Source organism: Novosphingobium sp. BL-S-20, assembly GCF_055521635.1.
Window position 1 is genome coordinate 847,504 of sequence record NZ_CM145493.1, and the last position, 15,857, is coordinate 863,360.

Annotated in this window: 13 protein-coding genes; 8 read left to right on the forward strand and 5 right to left on the reverse strand. The window is 64.6% G+C overall.

Features of this window, described 5'->3' with window-relative positions; all coding sequences use genetic code 11:
• Positions 1-14: 14 nt before the first annotated feature.
• Positions 15-3,410: an acyl-[ACP]--phospholipid O-acyltransferase gene (locus ACZ1II_RS03645; RefSeq protein WP_465144441.1), complete on the forward strand. Its 3,396-nt coding sequence runs from the start codon at positions 15-17 to the stop codon at positions 3,408-3,410.
• A 42-nt stretch (positions 3,411-3,452) separates the two neighbouring features.
• On the opposite strand, the gene ACZ1II_RS03650 is transcribed toward ACZ1II_RS03645, so the two are convergent.
• The gene (locus ACZ1II_RS03650) at positions 3,453-4,571 is read right to left on the reverse strand and encodes an NADH:flavin oxidoreductase (RefSeq protein WP_465144442.1); all 1,119 of its coding nucleotides are present in this window, start codon (positions 4,569-4,571) and stop codon (positions 3,453-3,455) included.
• 102 nt (positions 4,572-4,673) lie between these two features.
• Here ACZ1II_RS03650 and ACZ1II_RS03655 point away from each other — a divergent pair, with 102 nt between their 5' ends.
• A complete protein-coding gene (locus tag ACZ1II_RS03655) occupies positions 4,674-5,036 on the forward strand; it encodes a winged helix-turn-helix transcriptional regulator (RefSeq protein WP_334181355.1) in 363 nt (120 codons plus the stop codon).
• A gap of 13 nt (positions 5,037-5,049) precedes the next feature.
• Here ACZ1II_RS03655 and ACZ1II_RS03660 read toward each other — a convergent pair whose 3' ends face one another.
• Positions 5,050-5,466: a hypothetical protein gene (locus tag ACZ1II_RS03660; RefSeq protein ID WP_465144443.1), complete on the reverse strand. Its 417-nt coding sequence runs from the start codon at positions 5,464-5,466 to the stop codon at positions 5,050-5,052.
• Between the two features lie 209 nt (positions 5,467-5,675).
• A complete protein-coding gene (locus tag ACZ1II_RS03665; RefSeq protein WP_465144444.1) occupies positions 5,676-6,143 on the reverse strand; it encodes an outer membrane protein in 468 nt (155 codons plus the stop codon).
• Between the two features lie 369 nt (positions 6,144-6,512).
• On the opposite strand from ACZ1II_RS03665, the gene ACZ1II_RS03670 reads away from it, so the two are divergent.
• The gene (locus ACZ1II_RS03670; protein WP_465144445.1) at positions 6,513-8,777 is read left to right on the forward strand and encodes an NADP-dependent malic enzyme; all 2,265 of its coding nucleotides are present in this window, start codon (positions 6,513-6,515) and stop codon (positions 8,775-8,777) included.
• 589 nt (positions 8,778-9,366) lie between these two features.
• Complete coding sequence (locus tag ACZ1II_RS03675; protein ID WP_465144446.1) at positions 9,367-9,525, forward strand: hypothetical protein; 159 nt, start codon at positions 9,367-9,369, stop codon at positions 9,523-9,525.
• 315 nt (positions 9,526-9,840) lie between these two features.
• Here ACZ1II_RS03675 and ACZ1II_RS03680 read toward each other — a convergent pair whose 3' ends face one another.
• On the reverse strand, positions 9,841-10,104 hold the full coding sequence (locus tag ACZ1II_RS03680) for a hypothetical protein (protein ID WP_465144447.1): 264 nt from the start codon (positions 10,102-10,104) through the stop codon (positions 9,841-9,843).
• Positions 10,105-10,353: 249 nt separating this feature from the next.
• Here ACZ1II_RS03680 and ACZ1II_RS03685 point away from each other — a divergent pair, with 249 nt between their 5' ends.
• The 4 genes from ACZ1II_RS03685 to ACZ1II_RS03700 all read left to right on the forward strand — a co-directional run bounded on the left by ACZ1II_RS03685 (position 10,354) and on the right by ACZ1II_RS03700 (position 13,368).
• Positions 10,354-10,629 carry a hypothetical protein gene (locus ACZ1II_RS03685; protein WP_465144448.1) on the forward strand — a complete coding sequence of 92 codons (276 nt, stop codon included), beginning with the start codon at positions 10,354-10,356 and terminating at the stop codon, positions 10,627-10,629.
• 3 nt (positions 10,630-10,632) lie between these two features.
• Positions 10,633-11,073 carry a periplasmic heavy metal sensor gene (locus ACZ1II_RS03690; protein ID WP_465144449.1) on the forward strand — a complete coding sequence of 147 codons (441 nt, stop codon included), beginning with the start codon at positions 10,633-10,635 and terminating at the stop codon, positions 11,071-11,073.
• A 6-nt stretch (positions 11,074-11,079) separates the two neighbouring features.
• Entirely contained in the window at positions 11,080-11,649 is a 570-nt protein-coding gene (locus ACZ1II_RS03695) for an RNA polymerase sigma factor (protein WP_465144450.1), read from the forward strand.
• Between the two features lie 153 nt (positions 11,650-11,802).
• Positions 11,803-13,368: a tetratricopeptide repeat-containing sulfotransferase family protein gene (locus ACZ1II_RS03700; RefSeq protein ID WP_465144451.1), complete on the forward strand. Its 1,566-nt coding sequence runs from the start codon at positions 11,803-11,805 to the stop codon at positions 13,366-13,368.
• A gap of 61 nt (positions 13,369-13,429) precedes the next feature.
• On the opposite strand, the gene ACZ1II_RS03705 is transcribed toward ACZ1II_RS03700, so the two are convergent.
• The gene (locus ACZ1II_RS03705) at positions 13,430-15,841 is read right to left on the reverse strand and encodes a TonB-dependent receptor (protein ID WP_465144452.1); all 2,412 of its coding nucleotides are present in this window, start codon (positions 15,839-15,841) and stop codon (positions 13,430-13,432) included.
• Positions 15,842-15,857 lie beyond the last annotated feature (16 nt).

Consider the following 15,857-nt stretch of genomic DNA (forward strand, 5'->3'; position numbering starts at 1 on the left):
GGGGGAAGAGAGACATGTCCGCACCTGACCTTTCGCTGCTGGCCAAGCGCCGCTTCGCGCCAATGTTCGTCGTCCAGTTCCTGGGGGCGTTCAACGACAACTTGCTGAAGTTCGCGATGCTGTTCCTGGCGAATTTCAGCATCTTCGCCAGCGAGCCGGACAAGGCGGAGATGCTGGCGGCGGCGGCCACAGGTCTGTTCATCGCGCCCTATTTCCTGTTCTCGGCGCTCGCCGGACAACTGGCCGACCGGATCGACAAGGCGCGGCTGGTGCGCTGGATCAAGCTGGCGGAAGTCGCGATCATGTCGATCGGGCTGGCCGGGTTCTGGTTCCAGTCGATCTCCGCGCTGATGACCGCGCTGTTCCTGATGGGGCTGCATTCCACCCTGTTCGGGCCGGTCAAGTATTCGATCCTGCCGCAGCACCTGGGCCGCCACGAAATCATGGGCGGGACCGGGCTGATCGAGGCAGGCACGTTCCTCGCGATCCTCGGCGGCCAACTTCTGGCGGGTGTGATCCCGGCCTGGGAGGCGGGGCTTGCGGCGATGGGGATCGCCATGTTCGGCTATCTCGCCGCGCTGGCCATTCCGCCCGCGCCGCCGGTTCGCGGGGAACATCCGATCGACTGGAACCTCTGGCGCGGAACGATGCATATCCTCAGGACCGCGCGCCACGGACGCGGGGTCTGGCTCTCGATCCTCGGCATCAGCTGGTTCTTCGCAGCAGGCGCGGTGCTCGTCTCCGAGTTCGCGCCGCTGGTCAGCGGGACGCTTGCCGCGCGGCAGGAAGTGGCGACGGTGTTCCTGGTGATCTTCTCGGTGACGATCGCGCTCGGCTCGCTGGCGGTGAACAAGCTGCTCGGCGGCGAGGTTTCCGCGCGCTACGTGCCGATCTCGGCGCTGGGTCTGGCGCTGGGCCTGATCGACCTCTGGCTTTCGACCAGCGACTTCTCTGTACGCACGGCAGGTGCTTCGTTCGAGCAGTTCCTGGCGACGCCGGGCACCTTCCGCATCCTCGCCGATCTCGCGGTGATCGCCTTCTCCGGCGGCATGTTCATCGTGCCGCTCTATGCGATCCTGCAAATGTACAGCCTCCCCGAGGAACGCTCGCGGATCATCGCGGCGAACAATATCGTCAATGCGGCGGTGACAGTTCTGGTCGTGCTGGCGATTACCGGGCTGCTCTCGGCGGGCGTCGATGTGCCGGGCCTGATCGGCGCGCTGGGGTTTGCCTCGCTGTTCGTGGCGCTCGTAAGCATCTGGCTCCTGCCCGAGACCTTGTTCAAGAGCGTGATCCGGGGCGTGCTGAAAGCGCTCTACCGCGTCGAGGTAACGGGCATCGAGAACATGCCCCAGCCCGGCGAGCGCGCGGTCGTGGTGGTCAATCACCTCAGCCTGCTCGACGGCGTGCTGCTGGGCGCTTTCCTCCCCGGCAAGCCGACTTTCGCGATCAACACCCAGATTTCCCGCGCCTGGTGGGTGCAGCCGTTCCTCAAGCTGTTCGAGGCCTTCCCGGTCGATCCAACCAACCCGATGGCCGCGAAAGCCATGGTCAAGGCCGTACGCGAGGGGCGTACCTTGGTGATCTTCCCCGAGGGGCGCATCACTGTCACCGGCGCGCTGATGAAGGTTTTCGACGGCCCCGGCATGGTCGCCGACAAGGCCGATGCGCCGATCGTGCCGGTGCGTCTCGACGGGCCGCAGCGCACGCCGTTCTCCTATCTCAAAGGCAAAGTCCACCGCCGCTGGTTCCCCAAGATCACGCTGACCGTCCTGCCGCAGCGCCGGTTCTCGATCGAGGGCGAGATGAGCGCCCGCGAGCGCCGCGCCATCGCGGGCCGCCGTCTTTACGACGAGATGAGCGGCATGATCTTCGACACCACCGACACGCAGGAGACCCTGTTCAAGGCGCTCTGCGACGCCCGCGCGCTCCACGGCGGCAAGGCCAAAGTGGTGGAGGACGTCAAGCGCGAGCCGCTGAGCTACGACCGGCTGCTGATCGGGGCGCAGCTCTTGGGCGGAAAGCTCGCGGCGCGCACCGTGCAGGGCGAGAATGTCGGCGTATTGCTGCCGAACGTGAACGGCGTCGTCGTCGCCTTCTTCGCGCTGCAGGCCTATGGCCGCGTTCCCGCCATGCTGAACTTCACGGCGGGCCTCGCCAACCTGCGCTCGGCCTGCGCGACGGCGAAAATCCGCACCGTCGTCACGGCGGATGCTTTCGTCGAGCAGGCCAAGCTCCACGATGTCGTCGCGGCGCTGGAGGCGGACGGGATCGCGGTGGTCCGGCTGGAGGAGGTGGCCGCGACGATCTCCGGCGGCGCCAAGCTCCGAGCGGCGCTGCGCAAGGGCGGCATTGCCCGCCGTCACCGCAAACTGGCGATCTCGCCCGATGCCCCGGCGGTGATCCTGTTCACCAGCGGCTCGGAAGGGACGCCCAAGGGCGTGGTCCTCACCCATCGCAACCTCTTGTCGAACTGCGCGCAATTGGCCGCCCGGATCGACTTCAACCGCAGCGACGTGGTGCTGAATGCGCTGCCGGTGTTTCACAGCTTCGGCCTGACCGGCGGCACCCTGCTGCCGCTGCTGAACGGCATCCGCACGGTGCTCTATCCGAGCCCGTTGCACTACCGCATCGTGCCCGCGCTGGCCTATGACGCCAATGCCACGATCCTATTCGGCACCGACACGTTCCTCTCCGGCTATGCCCGTATGGCGCACGGCTACGACTTCTACTCGCTGCGCTACATCTTCGCGGGCGCCGAGAAAGTCCGCGACGAGACGCGCAAGGTCTATGCCGAGAAGTTCGGCCTGCGCATCCTCGAAGGCTACGGCGCGACCGAGGCCGCCCCGGTGATCGCGGTGAACACCCCGATGCATTTCAAGGCCGGAACGGTGGGCCGCCTGTTGCCGAGGATCGAGGCGAAGCTGGAGACCGTGCCGGGCATTGCCGAGGGCGGCCGCCTCGCCATTCGCGGGCCGAACGTGATGGCGGGCTATCTCCTCGCCTCTGCGCCGGGCCTGCTGCAACCGCCGGGGGAGGGCTGGCACGACACCGGCGATATCGTCACCATCGACGAGGCGGGCTTCGTTACCATTCGTGGCCGCGCCAAGCGCTTCGCCAAGATCGGCGGCGAGATGGTCTCGCTTCCGGCGGTGGAGGGCTATGCCGCGGCGGTCTGGCCGGGCGCGGAACATGCCGTCGTCACCCGGCCCGATCCGAAGAAGGGCGAGCAGCTCGTGCTCTTCACGTCAGTCGAAGCGCCCGATGCGAAGGCGCTTCAGGAATGGGCGCGAGCGAGCGGCATCACCGAACTCATGGTCCCGCGCGACATTCGCCGGGTCGAGGCGCTGCCGGTGCTGGGCACGGGCAAGATCGACTACGTGACCCTTGGGGAGTGGGCCAAGGCCTGAAATGCTATCGCCGAGCGCCGACTGGCGCTCCGCGATCATGCGTCAGACGAGTTCGCCGAGAGCGGCGGCGTTGAAGCCCTTGAGCTTGGCGGCTTCACCCTCGCGAACCTTCGAAACCCAGTCCGGATCGGCGATCAGCGCGCGGCCCACCGCGATCAGGTCGAATTCGTCGTGTTCCATGCGCTCGATCAGGCCGTCCAGCTTGGTGGACGTGGAGCTTTCGCCGCCGAAGGCCGCGAGGAACTCGCCGGAAAGACCGACCGAGCCGACGCTGATCGTTGCCGCGCCGGTCAGCTTCTTGGCCCAGCCCGCGAAGTTGAGGCCGTTCTCGCCGTCGATCTCGGCGAATTCCGGCTCCCAGAACCTGCGCTGCGAGCAGTGGAGCACGTCCACCCCGGCATCGACCAGCGGTTGCAGCCAGTCGGCCATGAGGTCGGGCGTCTCGGCCAGACGGGCGAGATAGTCCTGCTGCTTCCACTGGCTGAGGCGCAGGATGATCGGATAGCCCGGACCCACCGCCTCGCGCACGGCAGAGACGACTTCGCCTGCAAAGCGCGAGCGCTCGCGGATCGTGGCGCCGCCGTAGCGGTCGGCGCGTTCGTTGGTGCCCGACCAGAAGAACTGGTCGATCAGGTAGCCGTGGGCGCCGTGGAGTTCGACCGTGTCGAAGCCGAGGCGCTTGGCATCGGCGGCGGCGCGGGCGAAGGCGGAGACGGCATCGGCGATGTCTTCCTCGCTCATCGCCTGGCCGCGCGGCGTGCCCGGCGCGAGCAGGCCGGAGGGGCTTTCGACCGGAACGCCGGGGTCCCAACCATCGGGGCCGACCGTCGATCCGGTATGCCATATCTGCGGCCCCATCCTGCCGCCGGCTGCATGGACGGCCTCGATCACGTTCTTCCAGCCCGCCAGGGCCGCGTCGCCATGGAACAGCGGAATGCCCGCCATGTTGCGCGAGGCCGGGCGGTCGATCACCGTGCCTTCGGACAGGATCAGCCCGACGCCGCCTTCGGCGCGGCGCTGGTAGTAGGCCGCCTGCGGCGCTCCGGGAATGCCTTCGGGCGCGAAGCCGCGCGTCATCGGCGCCATCACGATGCGGTTCGGCAGTTCGAGCGAACCGATGGTGAAGGGGCGGAACAGGATTTCGGTATCAGATGCCGACATGCGGGCAGGTCTCCGTTGAAACAGGTTGCCCCTAGGTATAAACTGTAAACCTAGCGTCAATGAGGCACCTTTGATCGCCTAAGTATACTGGAGGAAACCGCGTTGCCCGAATGCCAGCATTTCACCATCGATTGTCCCAGCCGCCAACTGTTCGACCAGATCGCGGACAAGTGGTCGATGATGGTGCTGACCGTGCTGGTGCCGGGGCCGATGCGTTTCAATGCTATCAAGCGCCATCTCGAAGGGGTGACGCAGAAGGCGCTCACCCAGTGCCTGCGCAAGCTTGAGCGCAACGGGTTGCTGCACCGACGGGTTATCCCGACTTCGCCGGTCGGCGTCGAGTATGAGATCACCGCGCTGGGTCATTCGCTCCATGCGCCGTTCAAGGCGCTCTACCGCTGGACCTTGGAGAACCTGGGCGAAGTGGAAGCCTCGCGGCGCGCCTTCGATTTGCGCGCCGCGTGATGGGTTCTGGAAATCAGAGCTTGTAGGGATTGCCCGGAAGCAGGCGCGCGGTCAGCGGCTCGTCGAGGTCCGGCACGCTCATTTCCACGCGGTCTCCGCTGATCGAGATGCTGGCGCATTCGGTATCACGGTCCTGTGGGCGGCTGCTCTCGGAAACGCAGAGCAGGCCGTCGGGGCTGATCGTCCAGCGCTGCTTCATGATCGGTTGACCTTTGCCCTGAGGCGCGTGTTCCCGCATCCGGGCGATGCCGTTGGGCTTGAGGAAGATGATATGGGCGCCGGACACGGCGGAATCGTCTTCCTCCAGCGTGTTGCCCGCCAGCCTTTCCACCGCCGCGCGGCCGGTCAAGGCTTCCAGTTCCTCGTTCTCCGTCGCGGCAGGCAGGCTCGCGGCGGCGAGGATCGCCAGTCCCAACGCAAATTCCGTCATTGTTCTCAGTCCCGATTGGTGATCTCGATCCCACCCGAGAAACCCTATCGATATCGAAGAACGAAGGCTGACGGAATGGGGGTGGATAAAATTCACGGGCGGCGCCGGGGACGAAAAAAGGGCGGCCCTTTCGAGCCGCCCTTTCCTACGTCTTGCGCCCGGCTTTCCCGGTGGCTGGCCGTGATGGCAGCCGGAGCGAAGCCGTCAGATCAGAACTTCATGCCGACGCCGACGAGACCCAGGTCCGCGTCCGGCGTGTTGTCGCCGACGATCAGGTGCTTGTATTCCACCTTGCCGTAGAACTTGTTGCCGAGGTCCTGCTGGATGCCGCCACCCACGCCGACGGCGCTGTTGCCGTACTTGGTGAACTTCGACTGCCAGGTGGAGGCGGCATAGAGCTTGGTGGCGGGGGTGAGCTTCACACCGGCGCGGCCGCCGACGCCCCACGAGACGCGGGTGTTGTCGGTCAGCACCTTGTCGGCCGAACCTTCGACACCCACGAAGAACTTGTCGTTGAGATCGTAGTCGTAGCCGATGGCGGCACCGGCCACGGCATCGCTGTCGCTACCGTCCCAGATCACGCCGGTGCGGGCTTCGACGCGGGTCTCGTTCGCGAAAGCGGGCGAGGCGGCAGCGACGGCGGCAACAGCGGCGAGCGAAACAAGTGCAATACGCATATTCTAACTCCAGTAACTTATCTTCCCCGGCCCTCTTCCGGGCAGCCACCGATTGGGCGGAGGGGCCTTGCACCAAAGTGAACAAGTCATTCTGATGACAGTCAGAATTGGAAGGTGTGGTGCCGGGACAAGTGCTCTTAAGCCCCAGTTTGCGGTGCTTTTAGACACTGGTTGAGCCTGCTGAAGGGCTTCAGGAAGATTGGAAATGGTCTGTGGATAACATTGCTCCGACGCCCAGAGGCGCGGCGGACGTGCCGGAATGGCCGACGCAACCCGGCCGATTGTGTAGGGATGCTTCTGCAAGGCGAGGAAAAGATGCTGGTCAGGAAGGCATAGGCAAGCGCGAATCCTTTGCCTATGGAGAGCGCCATGGACGACAATCTCCGCCGCGCCGCTCTCGATTATCACCTCCATCCGCAGCCGGGTAAGCTCCGCATCGAGCCGACCAAGCGCATGGTAAACCAGCGTGATCTCGCGCTGGCCTATTCTCCCGGGGTCGCCGCACCCTGCGAGGAAATCGCTGCGGACCCCAGCAAGGCACTCGATTATACCGCGCGCGGCAATCTCGTGGCGGTCATCTCCAATGGCACGGCCGTGCTCGGCCTCGGCGCGATCGGCGCGCTGGCCTCGAAGCCGGTGATGGAAGGCAAGGCCGTCCTCTTCAAGAAGTTCGCCGATATCGACGTGTTCGACATCGAGGTGGACACCACCGATCCCGAGAAGTTCATCGAAGCCGTCGCCCTGCTGGAGCCGACATTCGGCGGCATCAACCTGGAAGACATCAAGGCGCCCGAGTGCTTCCATATCGAAGCCGAGCTGAAGAAGCGCATGAACATTCCGGTGTTCCATGACGACCAGCACGGCACCGCCATCGTCGTTGCCGCCGCCGTGCGCAATGCGCTGGTGCTTCAGGGCAAGACCCTGGCGGAAGCGCGGCTCGTCACTTCGGGGGCGGGCGCTGCGGCGCTGGCCTGCGTCGACCTGCTGGTGTCGATGGGCCTTCCGATCGAGAACGTCACGCTTACCGACAAGGACGGCGTGATCCACTCGGGCCGCGAGGGCATGCTGCCCAACATGGCGCGCTATGCCCGCCAGACCGATGCGCGCTCGCTTCCCGAAGTCTTGCCCGGTGCCAACCTGTTCCTCGGCCTTTCCGCGCCGGGCGTGCTCAAGCAGGAATGGCTGCCGCTGATGGCCCCCAATCCGCTGATCTTCGCGCTCGCCAATCCCGAACCGGAAATCCGCCCCGAACTCGCCCGCGACGTTCGCCCGGACGCGATCATCGCTACCGGACGTTCGGACTATCCGAATCAGGTCAACAACGTCCTGTGTTTCCCTTACATCTTCCGTGGTGCGCTCGACGTGGGCGCGACGGCGATCAACGAGGAGATGAAGGCGGCGGCGGCGGAAGCCATCGCGGCGCTCGCGCGGCTGCCTGCGCATGATAGCGTGGCCCAGGCCTATGGCGGCCGCAAGCTGGTGTTCGGGCCGGAATATATCATCCCGACCCCGTTCGATCCGCGCCTGATCGGAGAGATCGCCACGGCCGTCGCCCGCGCGGCGATGGAAAGCGGTGTCGCTCGCAAGACGATCGACCTCGATGAATACAAGCGCAAACTGACCCGCCAGAACACCCGTTCCGGCCAGCTCATGCTCCCCGTTTTCGAAGCTGCGCGCGGTTCCGGACGCAAGATCGTCTACGGCGAAGGCGAAGACGTGCGCGTGCTGCGTGCGATCCAGGACGTGCTCGATGAAGGAATTGCGCGCCCGACGATCATTGCCCGCCGCCGTATTCTGGAGCCGAAGCTGCCCGACCTCGGTCTCAGCTTCGAACTGGACCGCGATGTCGAGGTGATCGACCCGGAAACCGATCACGAGGTCATGACCGATCTCGTCGAGGCCTATCGCGCGATTGCCTCGCGCAAGGGCGTGCCGGCGGACGAGATACTGCGCCATGTCTATCGCCGCCCGACCGTCACGGCAGCCCTGATGCTGCGCACCGGCCGCGCCGAGGCGGCGCTGGTCGGCGGACGTTCGGAATACTGGGGTCAGATCGAGCACGTCCTGCGCGTGATCGACCGGGCGCCCGATATCAGCCGCGTCTATGCGCTCTCCGGCCTGATCCTCGATGCCGGTGCGCTGTTCATTACCGACACGCACATGGTGCCCGATCCGACGCCGGAGCAGATTGCCGAAATGGCGCGGCTCGGCGCGGAGCAGATCAAGCAGTTCGGCCTGCGTCCGCGTGCGGCACTGCTTTCGCACTCCAACTTCGGCGCCTCGCATAGTCCGAGTGCACGCAAGATGCGCGCGGCGCTGGAGATCGTGAAGGCGGCAGCGCCGGACTTGCAGGTGGATGGCGAAATGCACGCCGATGTCGCGCTCAGCCAGGCCTTGCGCGACCGTCTGGTTCCGGATGCCCGTTTCGAGGGACCGGCGAACCTGCTGGTGATGCCGAATTTGGATGCGGCCAACATCACGCTGACGGCGCTTTCGGCTTCGTCCAGTTCGCCGACGGTCGGGCCGATCCTGATGGGACTGGCCCAGCCTATCCACGTCCTGACGCCGGGCGTCACGGCGCGCGGCATTCTCAATCTCACCGCGATCGCCGCGGCCGAGCTGGACAAGGGTTGAAGCCCTTTGGGGTCGGGTGAAGCCACCTGACCATATGGAAAGTAAGGAGAAATGAAGGGTGATCTGGTTCCGGCAGGAACAGATCACCCTCAAGATTGATAGGCAGCCAAGCTCGACCGTGTCCGGGAAGGAGTCCTTGTTTCCCTCTTTGTGTCAAAGAGTTGCAAGACTTGAAGTTGTCGTTGCAATTCACGCAACTTATTCCCGCTACATGATGCAATAGACTAGCTCATTCCCGTGCTGGGCTTATTTCGAGGCGTCAGTAGAGGTGGAAGATTTCCGATTGAGATCGCTGCAAGCGTCGGTGGAGCATAGCGAACGGTATCGACGGCGCTTGTGTAAGGAGGCTGCAGCTAACTGCAATCTAGCGGGCGGCTGCATCAAACTCCATGAAAACCATCACTTATATGATGGATCGATCTTGATTTGCGCCGATTTTCGCGGAACCGGCTCCCGCTTGAATTTTCGAAAACCTAGAGGATGCGTTTCATGCAACTAAGGGCGAGGACCTTGCATTTGCATGCAAGCGCCGGGGCGATCACATAAGCGACATGTTGCAATGCAGCAAAGGCTGCTTCCGAGGTGTCCCATGTTCTCCCTGATGTCGCTCTATTTCGCCTATCGCCGCAATGTCGTCGTGGCCGAGCGGTATATGCCCGTGCTCGATCAGAAGACTGTTCCTGCCGAAGCCATTCTTGAAGCGGCACCGGAAGCTCCGGTGGCAGAGGATCTGCAACTCGCAGCCTGACTTTCTCGCTTTCCGCCGACCTTCAGTATCGTGAATGCTTCGAACAGGGCATTCGCGAAGTCGGCACTGGCGGCTTCCAAGCCCGGTTTTCATCCGTTGCCTGGTAGAGGCATGCGACGACCGGCATCGGCGAGGTGGTGATATTTGCGCGGCCGTGTGGTGGGCTGGCCTGCCGTAGCGGCCCGACTCCTGAGCGCATCGGCGCCGCGTGGGCAGCTACAGGCGCTGCGGTTCGATCACGGCACGATCCCTGCCGTCGCCGTCACGCAGCTGCCTTTTCCGAACCTTATCGTCTGACAGTCGAAGTGGGCTGCGTCAGTGGCGCAGTGGGCGGTCGAGGCTGCAATCGACGGAACGCGCATAGCGACCGTCGCACAAGTCGCGGAATGCGGCGGACACCGCGCGGCACTCTTCTTGGGGGAAGTGCAGGCCGGTCGAGCAGTCTGCCAGTGTCGAGACCATCTCATCCGTGTGCATTTCGAAGAACGCCTGGGGGCGCGGGTCCTTGGCTGCTTGCGCGAAAAGCCAGACAAGACCGACGACACCGAGCATCGAGGAAGGGCTGACGTAACGGATCATGATCACTCCTTGAATGACATGATTATAGAAGCCGCAGCGCGGAATCGGTCGCGTATGCCGTTCTGGATGCCACATCGCCATGCCGGGGGCGGGCTGCGCCCCGTCTCGGGCTTGCCTGGGGCTAGCGGAAACCATAGGCAGGAAGCGGAACCCGTTCCTTGCTTCCCTTCGAAAAATTTTCGCAGGTTTCGAGGGATGGCCGTCTTCCGCGCGTATCGCCGCATAAGGGTTGAAGTGGAACCGGGCCGAATGAACGAAATCGACGATATGCTTTCGCTGCTGCGCAGTGAGCCGCTGCCCGGAGCATTGGGCACGATGGACGGCGCCGTGATGGCGGGCCTCGCTGCCGGGCGGGAGCGTCTCGCGGGGCGGCGCGGCATCGGGCTGGCTTGCGGGGTAGCCGCTGTCGTCGGACTGTGGGGCGGTCTGTCGCTCCCTGCCGCCTCTCCGCAGCCGCGGCATGCCCAGGTCGAGCCGCTGCTCGGCATGCCTTCTTCCGCACCGTCCCATTTGCTGGCGTCCTGACCCGTGGGGCAGGTTTCGCGCTACGGTTTCGTTGCGCTCGTTTCTTTCCTGGTCGCGCTGGGGGCGCTGTGGATCGGCCAGAAGCTTCGCGCGGGCGCCCCGGACGAGAGCCGGATTCACGTTCTGCTCCACCGGGAACTCGATCTCGATAGCGAGCAGCGCCGCCGGATCGATGCGCTGGAACAGGGCTTCGAGGCGCATCGCAGCGAACTGGAAGGTGAGTTGCGGGCCGCCAACGCAGACTTGGCCCGTGCGATCGAGCACGAACATACTTATGGCCCGGACGTGGAAAAGGCGGTCGACCGCTCGCACATGGCCATGGGTGAATTGCAGAAGGCGACGCTTCGCCACGTCTTCGCCATGCGCGCCGTGCTGCGGTCCGACCAGACCGCGCGCTTCGACAAGGCCGTTGCCGAGGCACTGACGACCGCACCCCAGGACTGACCCGGCGTGGCCGGGCGGGAACTCGATACACCGCCGGATGAGCGGACAGCGGTGGCAGCGGCGCTCGCCGGCCGGCAGGCGGGGTTCGCCGCGCTGATGGATGCGCACCGGGATGCCGTGTTTCGCATGGTGCGCGGGCACCTTGGCAACGAGGCCGACGCATTGGATGTGACGCAGGAGAGCTTCGTGGCCGCTTTCCTGGCGCTGCGCCGATACGACCCCGCACGGCCGTTTCGGGCGTGGATTCTGCGCATCGCGCTCAACAAGTGCCACGATTGGGCACGGCGTCGCAAAGTGCGGCGCTTCTTCACCTTCGCCTTGCCGATAGAGGAAGCTGCGGGCGTTGCCGACCCGGATCACGATCCCGAGCAGGCACTGGCTTCGCGCCGCGAAGTCGAACACATCCATACCGCGCTGGCGGCCTTGCCGGTCCAGTTGAAGGAGCCGCTCCTGCTTTGCGCGATCGAGGGTCTGTCGCAGGACGAGGCCGCCGAAATTCTGGGCATCAGCCGCAAGGCAGTGGAGACGCGGATCTATCGCGCGCGCCAGAAACTCGCACATCTGACCACTGAGTAGGCGGTTTGCGCAGATCCTTGGGGCGTAAGGCCATTTGTCGTTCCGGACAGGCTTCCGCTTCATCCATTTTCTTGGCAGAAAATCGGCAGGGGCCACGATCGAGGCAAGGCGCGATGGACAAAGACGTTTTTCCTTTCGAACGGCGCTCCTGCAATGCTTGAGCAGGAACTGCGACGTGCGATTGCGCGCGGCGATCTTTCCGAAGCCGTGCCCGCGACGAAACGACTGATCGAAAGCGCTCCCGATCGGCCCGAGGGGTATTTTCTGCTCGGCATGGCGCTTGCCGGGGAGGGACAGGTCGCGCAGGCCATTGCTCTGATCGAGGCGGCCGTCGAGCGCGGGGGGCAGGCCGAGCATCTGGCGCAACTGGCGAAGCTCCTGGTCCTCGTCCGGCGCGATGGCGAGGCTGCGGTGATCGCGCGCAGGGCCATGGCGGCGGGGCCGGACGATGCGCTCACTTTCGACACGATCGGTTGCGTTCTGGCGCGGCTGGGCGATCACGAAGGATCGCTGGAACCGTTCACCGCGGCGGTGGCGTGCGATCCGCAGAACGCCGAATATCGCTATAATCTGGCCGCGGCGAGCGGCTTTACCGGCAAGGTCGATCAGGCGCGCGGGCACTACGAGACGATCCTGTCGCGCGACCCCGGCAATGCGCGCGTCCACTATGCGCTCGCGATCCTGTCTCGCCAGACGGCCGAGGCCAATCATGTCGCTCGGTTGCAGGCGGCGTTGGAGAAGAACCCGGTTCCTGCCGATGGACTGCGCATCCGTTATGCGCTGGCCAAGGAACTGGAAGATCTCGGCGATACGGCAGGGTCGCTGCGCCATCTTTCCGCTGCCAATCAGGTGCAGAAACAGGTTCTCGGCTACGATTTCGCGCAGGATGAGGCGATATTCGATGCGATCGAGGCGCTGTTTTCCGGTGGGACCGCATCGTTGGCACAGGGCGAGGGGCGCCGCGGGGAAGCGCCGATCTTCGTCGTCGGCATGCCGCGCACGGGCACGACACTGGTCGACCGCATTCTCTCCTCGCACCCCGAAGTGGAGGCGGCGGGCGAGTTGCAGGCGATGCCGCTGGCGGTCAAGAAACTGGCGGGCACAGGGTCGCGCCGCGTGCTCGATGCCGATACCGTCGCGGCAAGCGGGACGATCGATCCGGCCGCGCTGGGTGAGGCCTATCTGGCGCGGGCGAAAGTCCATTGTAGTCAGGGCAAGCCCCGCTTCACCGACAAGCTTCCGGCGAACTTCCTCTACATCGGCCATATCCTGCGGGCACTGCCGGATGCGCGGGTGGTCTGCCTGCGACGCGGACCGCTGGACACGCTCTGGAGCAATTACAAGAACCTCTTTGCGAGCCAGTCGGCCTATTACGCCTATTCCTACGATCTCATGGACGCCGCGCGCTACTATGCGCGGTTCAACCGGCTCATGGCCCTATGGGAGCGGCTGTGGCCGGGCGCGGTTCTGCAGCTGTCCTATGAGGGGCTGGTGGCCGATCAGGAGGGGGAGACGCGCAGGCTGCTGGCTCATTGCGGACTGGACTGGGACGAAAACTGCCTGTCGTTCCACGAAAACCGCGCGGCGGTCGCCACGCCGAGTGCCGCGCAAGTGCGGCGGCCGATGAACCGCGACGGGATCGGCAAGTGGCGGGCCTATGAAGAAGCGCTTGTCCCCGCCCGCGTGTGGCTGGAAGAGCAGGGAATAGCGACCGGATAGCAGAACGCCGCCGCCCTTTCGGGCGGCGGCGCATTATTCCACGTCTGGGTCGTAAGTCCGGTCAGTACTTGATGCGGGCCTCGACGCCGACCGTGCGCGGCGTGATCACGGCCTGGCGGTAGTAGCGCACCGCAACCCCGTCGTTGACGCCGATGCGCGAGCGATCCTGACCCACCGAGACGACGGCGTACTTGTCGAAGATGTTGTTCGCGAACAGGCTGACGGAGTACTTGTCGGTCTCGTAAGTCAGGCTGGCACGATGGAGGACGTAGCTGGGGATCTTGTCGCCATAGCCGCGATCCCAGCCGATCCGGGAAACCACGTTGCCGCGGTAGGTCGCCGTCCAGTTAGCGCTCACACTGCCTTCGCCCATCGGAACGGTGTAAGTCGCGCCGAGGCTGCCCGAGTTCTTGGCCGAGCCGGGCAGGCGGTCGCCGTCGAGTGCGTCGAGCTGGGTGAATTTCGGCCGTCCGTCATAGTCGTTCGGCGTCGTGCGGATGGTGATGATGCCCGGAACGTCCTCGGTCAGCTTGGCATCGGTGTAAGAGTAGGTGCCCTGGATTGAAAGCTCCGGCACCGGCTTGAACTGGAACGAGGTTTCGAAGCCCTGCGACTTGGCCGAGCCGCCATTCACAGTGATCCCGGTCACACCGTAATAAGTAGCGGAGTCGACCTGGATGCCGTCCCACTTGATGTGGAAGACGTCGAAGTTGAAGGCCAGCTTGCGGTCGAACAGCTGCATGCGTACGCCGATTTCGGCGTTCTTCGTCTTGTCGGGGCCATACTGGATCTCGTTCGGCAGGGCGCAGGCGTTCTGCTGGTCGGCCGGTACCGGATCGGGGCAGGGAGCGACACGGTTCGGGCCGCCGATGCGGTAGCCCTTGCTATAGGTGGCGTAGACCATGAGGTCCGGGGTGAAGTTGTAGGAGGTGTTGAGCTTCCAGACCCAGCCGTCCTTCTTCGCCTTGCCGCCCGCCGGATCGACGTCATAGGGGCTGAGCGGATCGCCGAGCAGCGGCAGCACCAGCGCGCCTTGGACGTCGGACGAGTACTTGAAGTAGCGCGCGCCGCCGGTCACCTGCCATCCCGGCAGGACCTTCAGGGTGCCTTCGCCGAAGATCGCCTTTTCGGTGACTTTCGACTTGGTGTAGCTGACATATTCGAGGTCGTCCGGATTGCCCGTCACGCCGTAGAAGTCGGACAGGCCTGGCGTGTGCTCGGCATAGTCGTTATGGTACTTCTGCCGGTTGTAGAAACCGCCGAGAACCCAGTTGAACGGCCCGCCATGGCGCGAAACCAGTCGAATTTCCTGGTTGAACTGCTTGCGACGACCGTCGCTCTCGTTCCAGCTCGAAAAGGCCGGGAACAGTTCGTAATCATAGTCGAGATCGAGCAGAAGGTCGGTATTGTCACCCCGCGAACGGCTGCGCACATTGGTGTAGGCCGTGGTCGAGACCAGGTCGACGATATCGGCGATGTTCGCGTCGATCTCCATGCTGGCGAGGTGGGCGCGGCGGTTCACCGGCTCCTCATAACGGCTGGCGTTCTGATACTTGCCCGTGCCCATGACGCCGGCGCTGTTGGATTGCGCGCCGTCGGTCTTGGTGCGCTGGAAGGCGTAGGTAAAGATCGCCTTGAGGTCTTCCGTCGTCTGGAGCAGCAACTGGTTGCGCGTGGTAAAGGTGCGCTCGAAGTTGAGGTCCTCGCGGCGGCGCAAGTTGGCGGCGAACTCCGGCTGGGTCACGCCGTCGGTGCCGCCCGGCTGCGGGAGCGAAACGCCGGGGGTCTGGAGCAGCAGCGGGGAATCGATGAAGCCGGGGTCATAGTAGTAACCGGTGGCCGAACGGAAGGCGACATGGTCGCGTACGAGCGGGATGTTGATCATCCCGTCCGCCTGGTATCCGAAGTTGTCCGAATGGCCCTTGGCGTAGAGGCGGCCGTGTCCTGAGGCTTCCCAGGCGTCGGTGTTGGGGCGGTTGGGAATGTAACGGATCGCGCCAGCGAGCGTACCCAGCCCGTAGAGCGTGCCCTGCGGCCCGAGCAGGGTTTCGACGCGGGCGATGTCGAGCAGCTTGAAGTCGTAGTAGAGCGGCACTTCGCCGAGGTAGATGCCAAGCGAATCGTCGTAATTCGCGCCATCGGCACTGACGTCGGAGGCATTGAGACCGCGCAGGACGATAGATCCGGTCGAACCCGGACCCGTGTCCGAGATCGTCAGGCCGGGAGTGAAGTCGGCCAGGTCGCGCACGTCGTCGATGCGCTGGCGGTTGAGTTCCTCGGCGCCGATGGCGGAAATGTTGATCGGCGTGTCCATGATCGTGGTGGCACGGCGCGTGCCGGTGACGACGATGGCATCGCCGGAGTCCTCGGCTATTGCGGAGGCATCCTGGGCCAGAGCGGGCATGGCGCCCAGCGTGCCGGTGAATATCGTCGCGGACAGCAGAACTGCCCTCAATTTCGCGCGATCTGTCATGTTGCTTCCCTGTCCT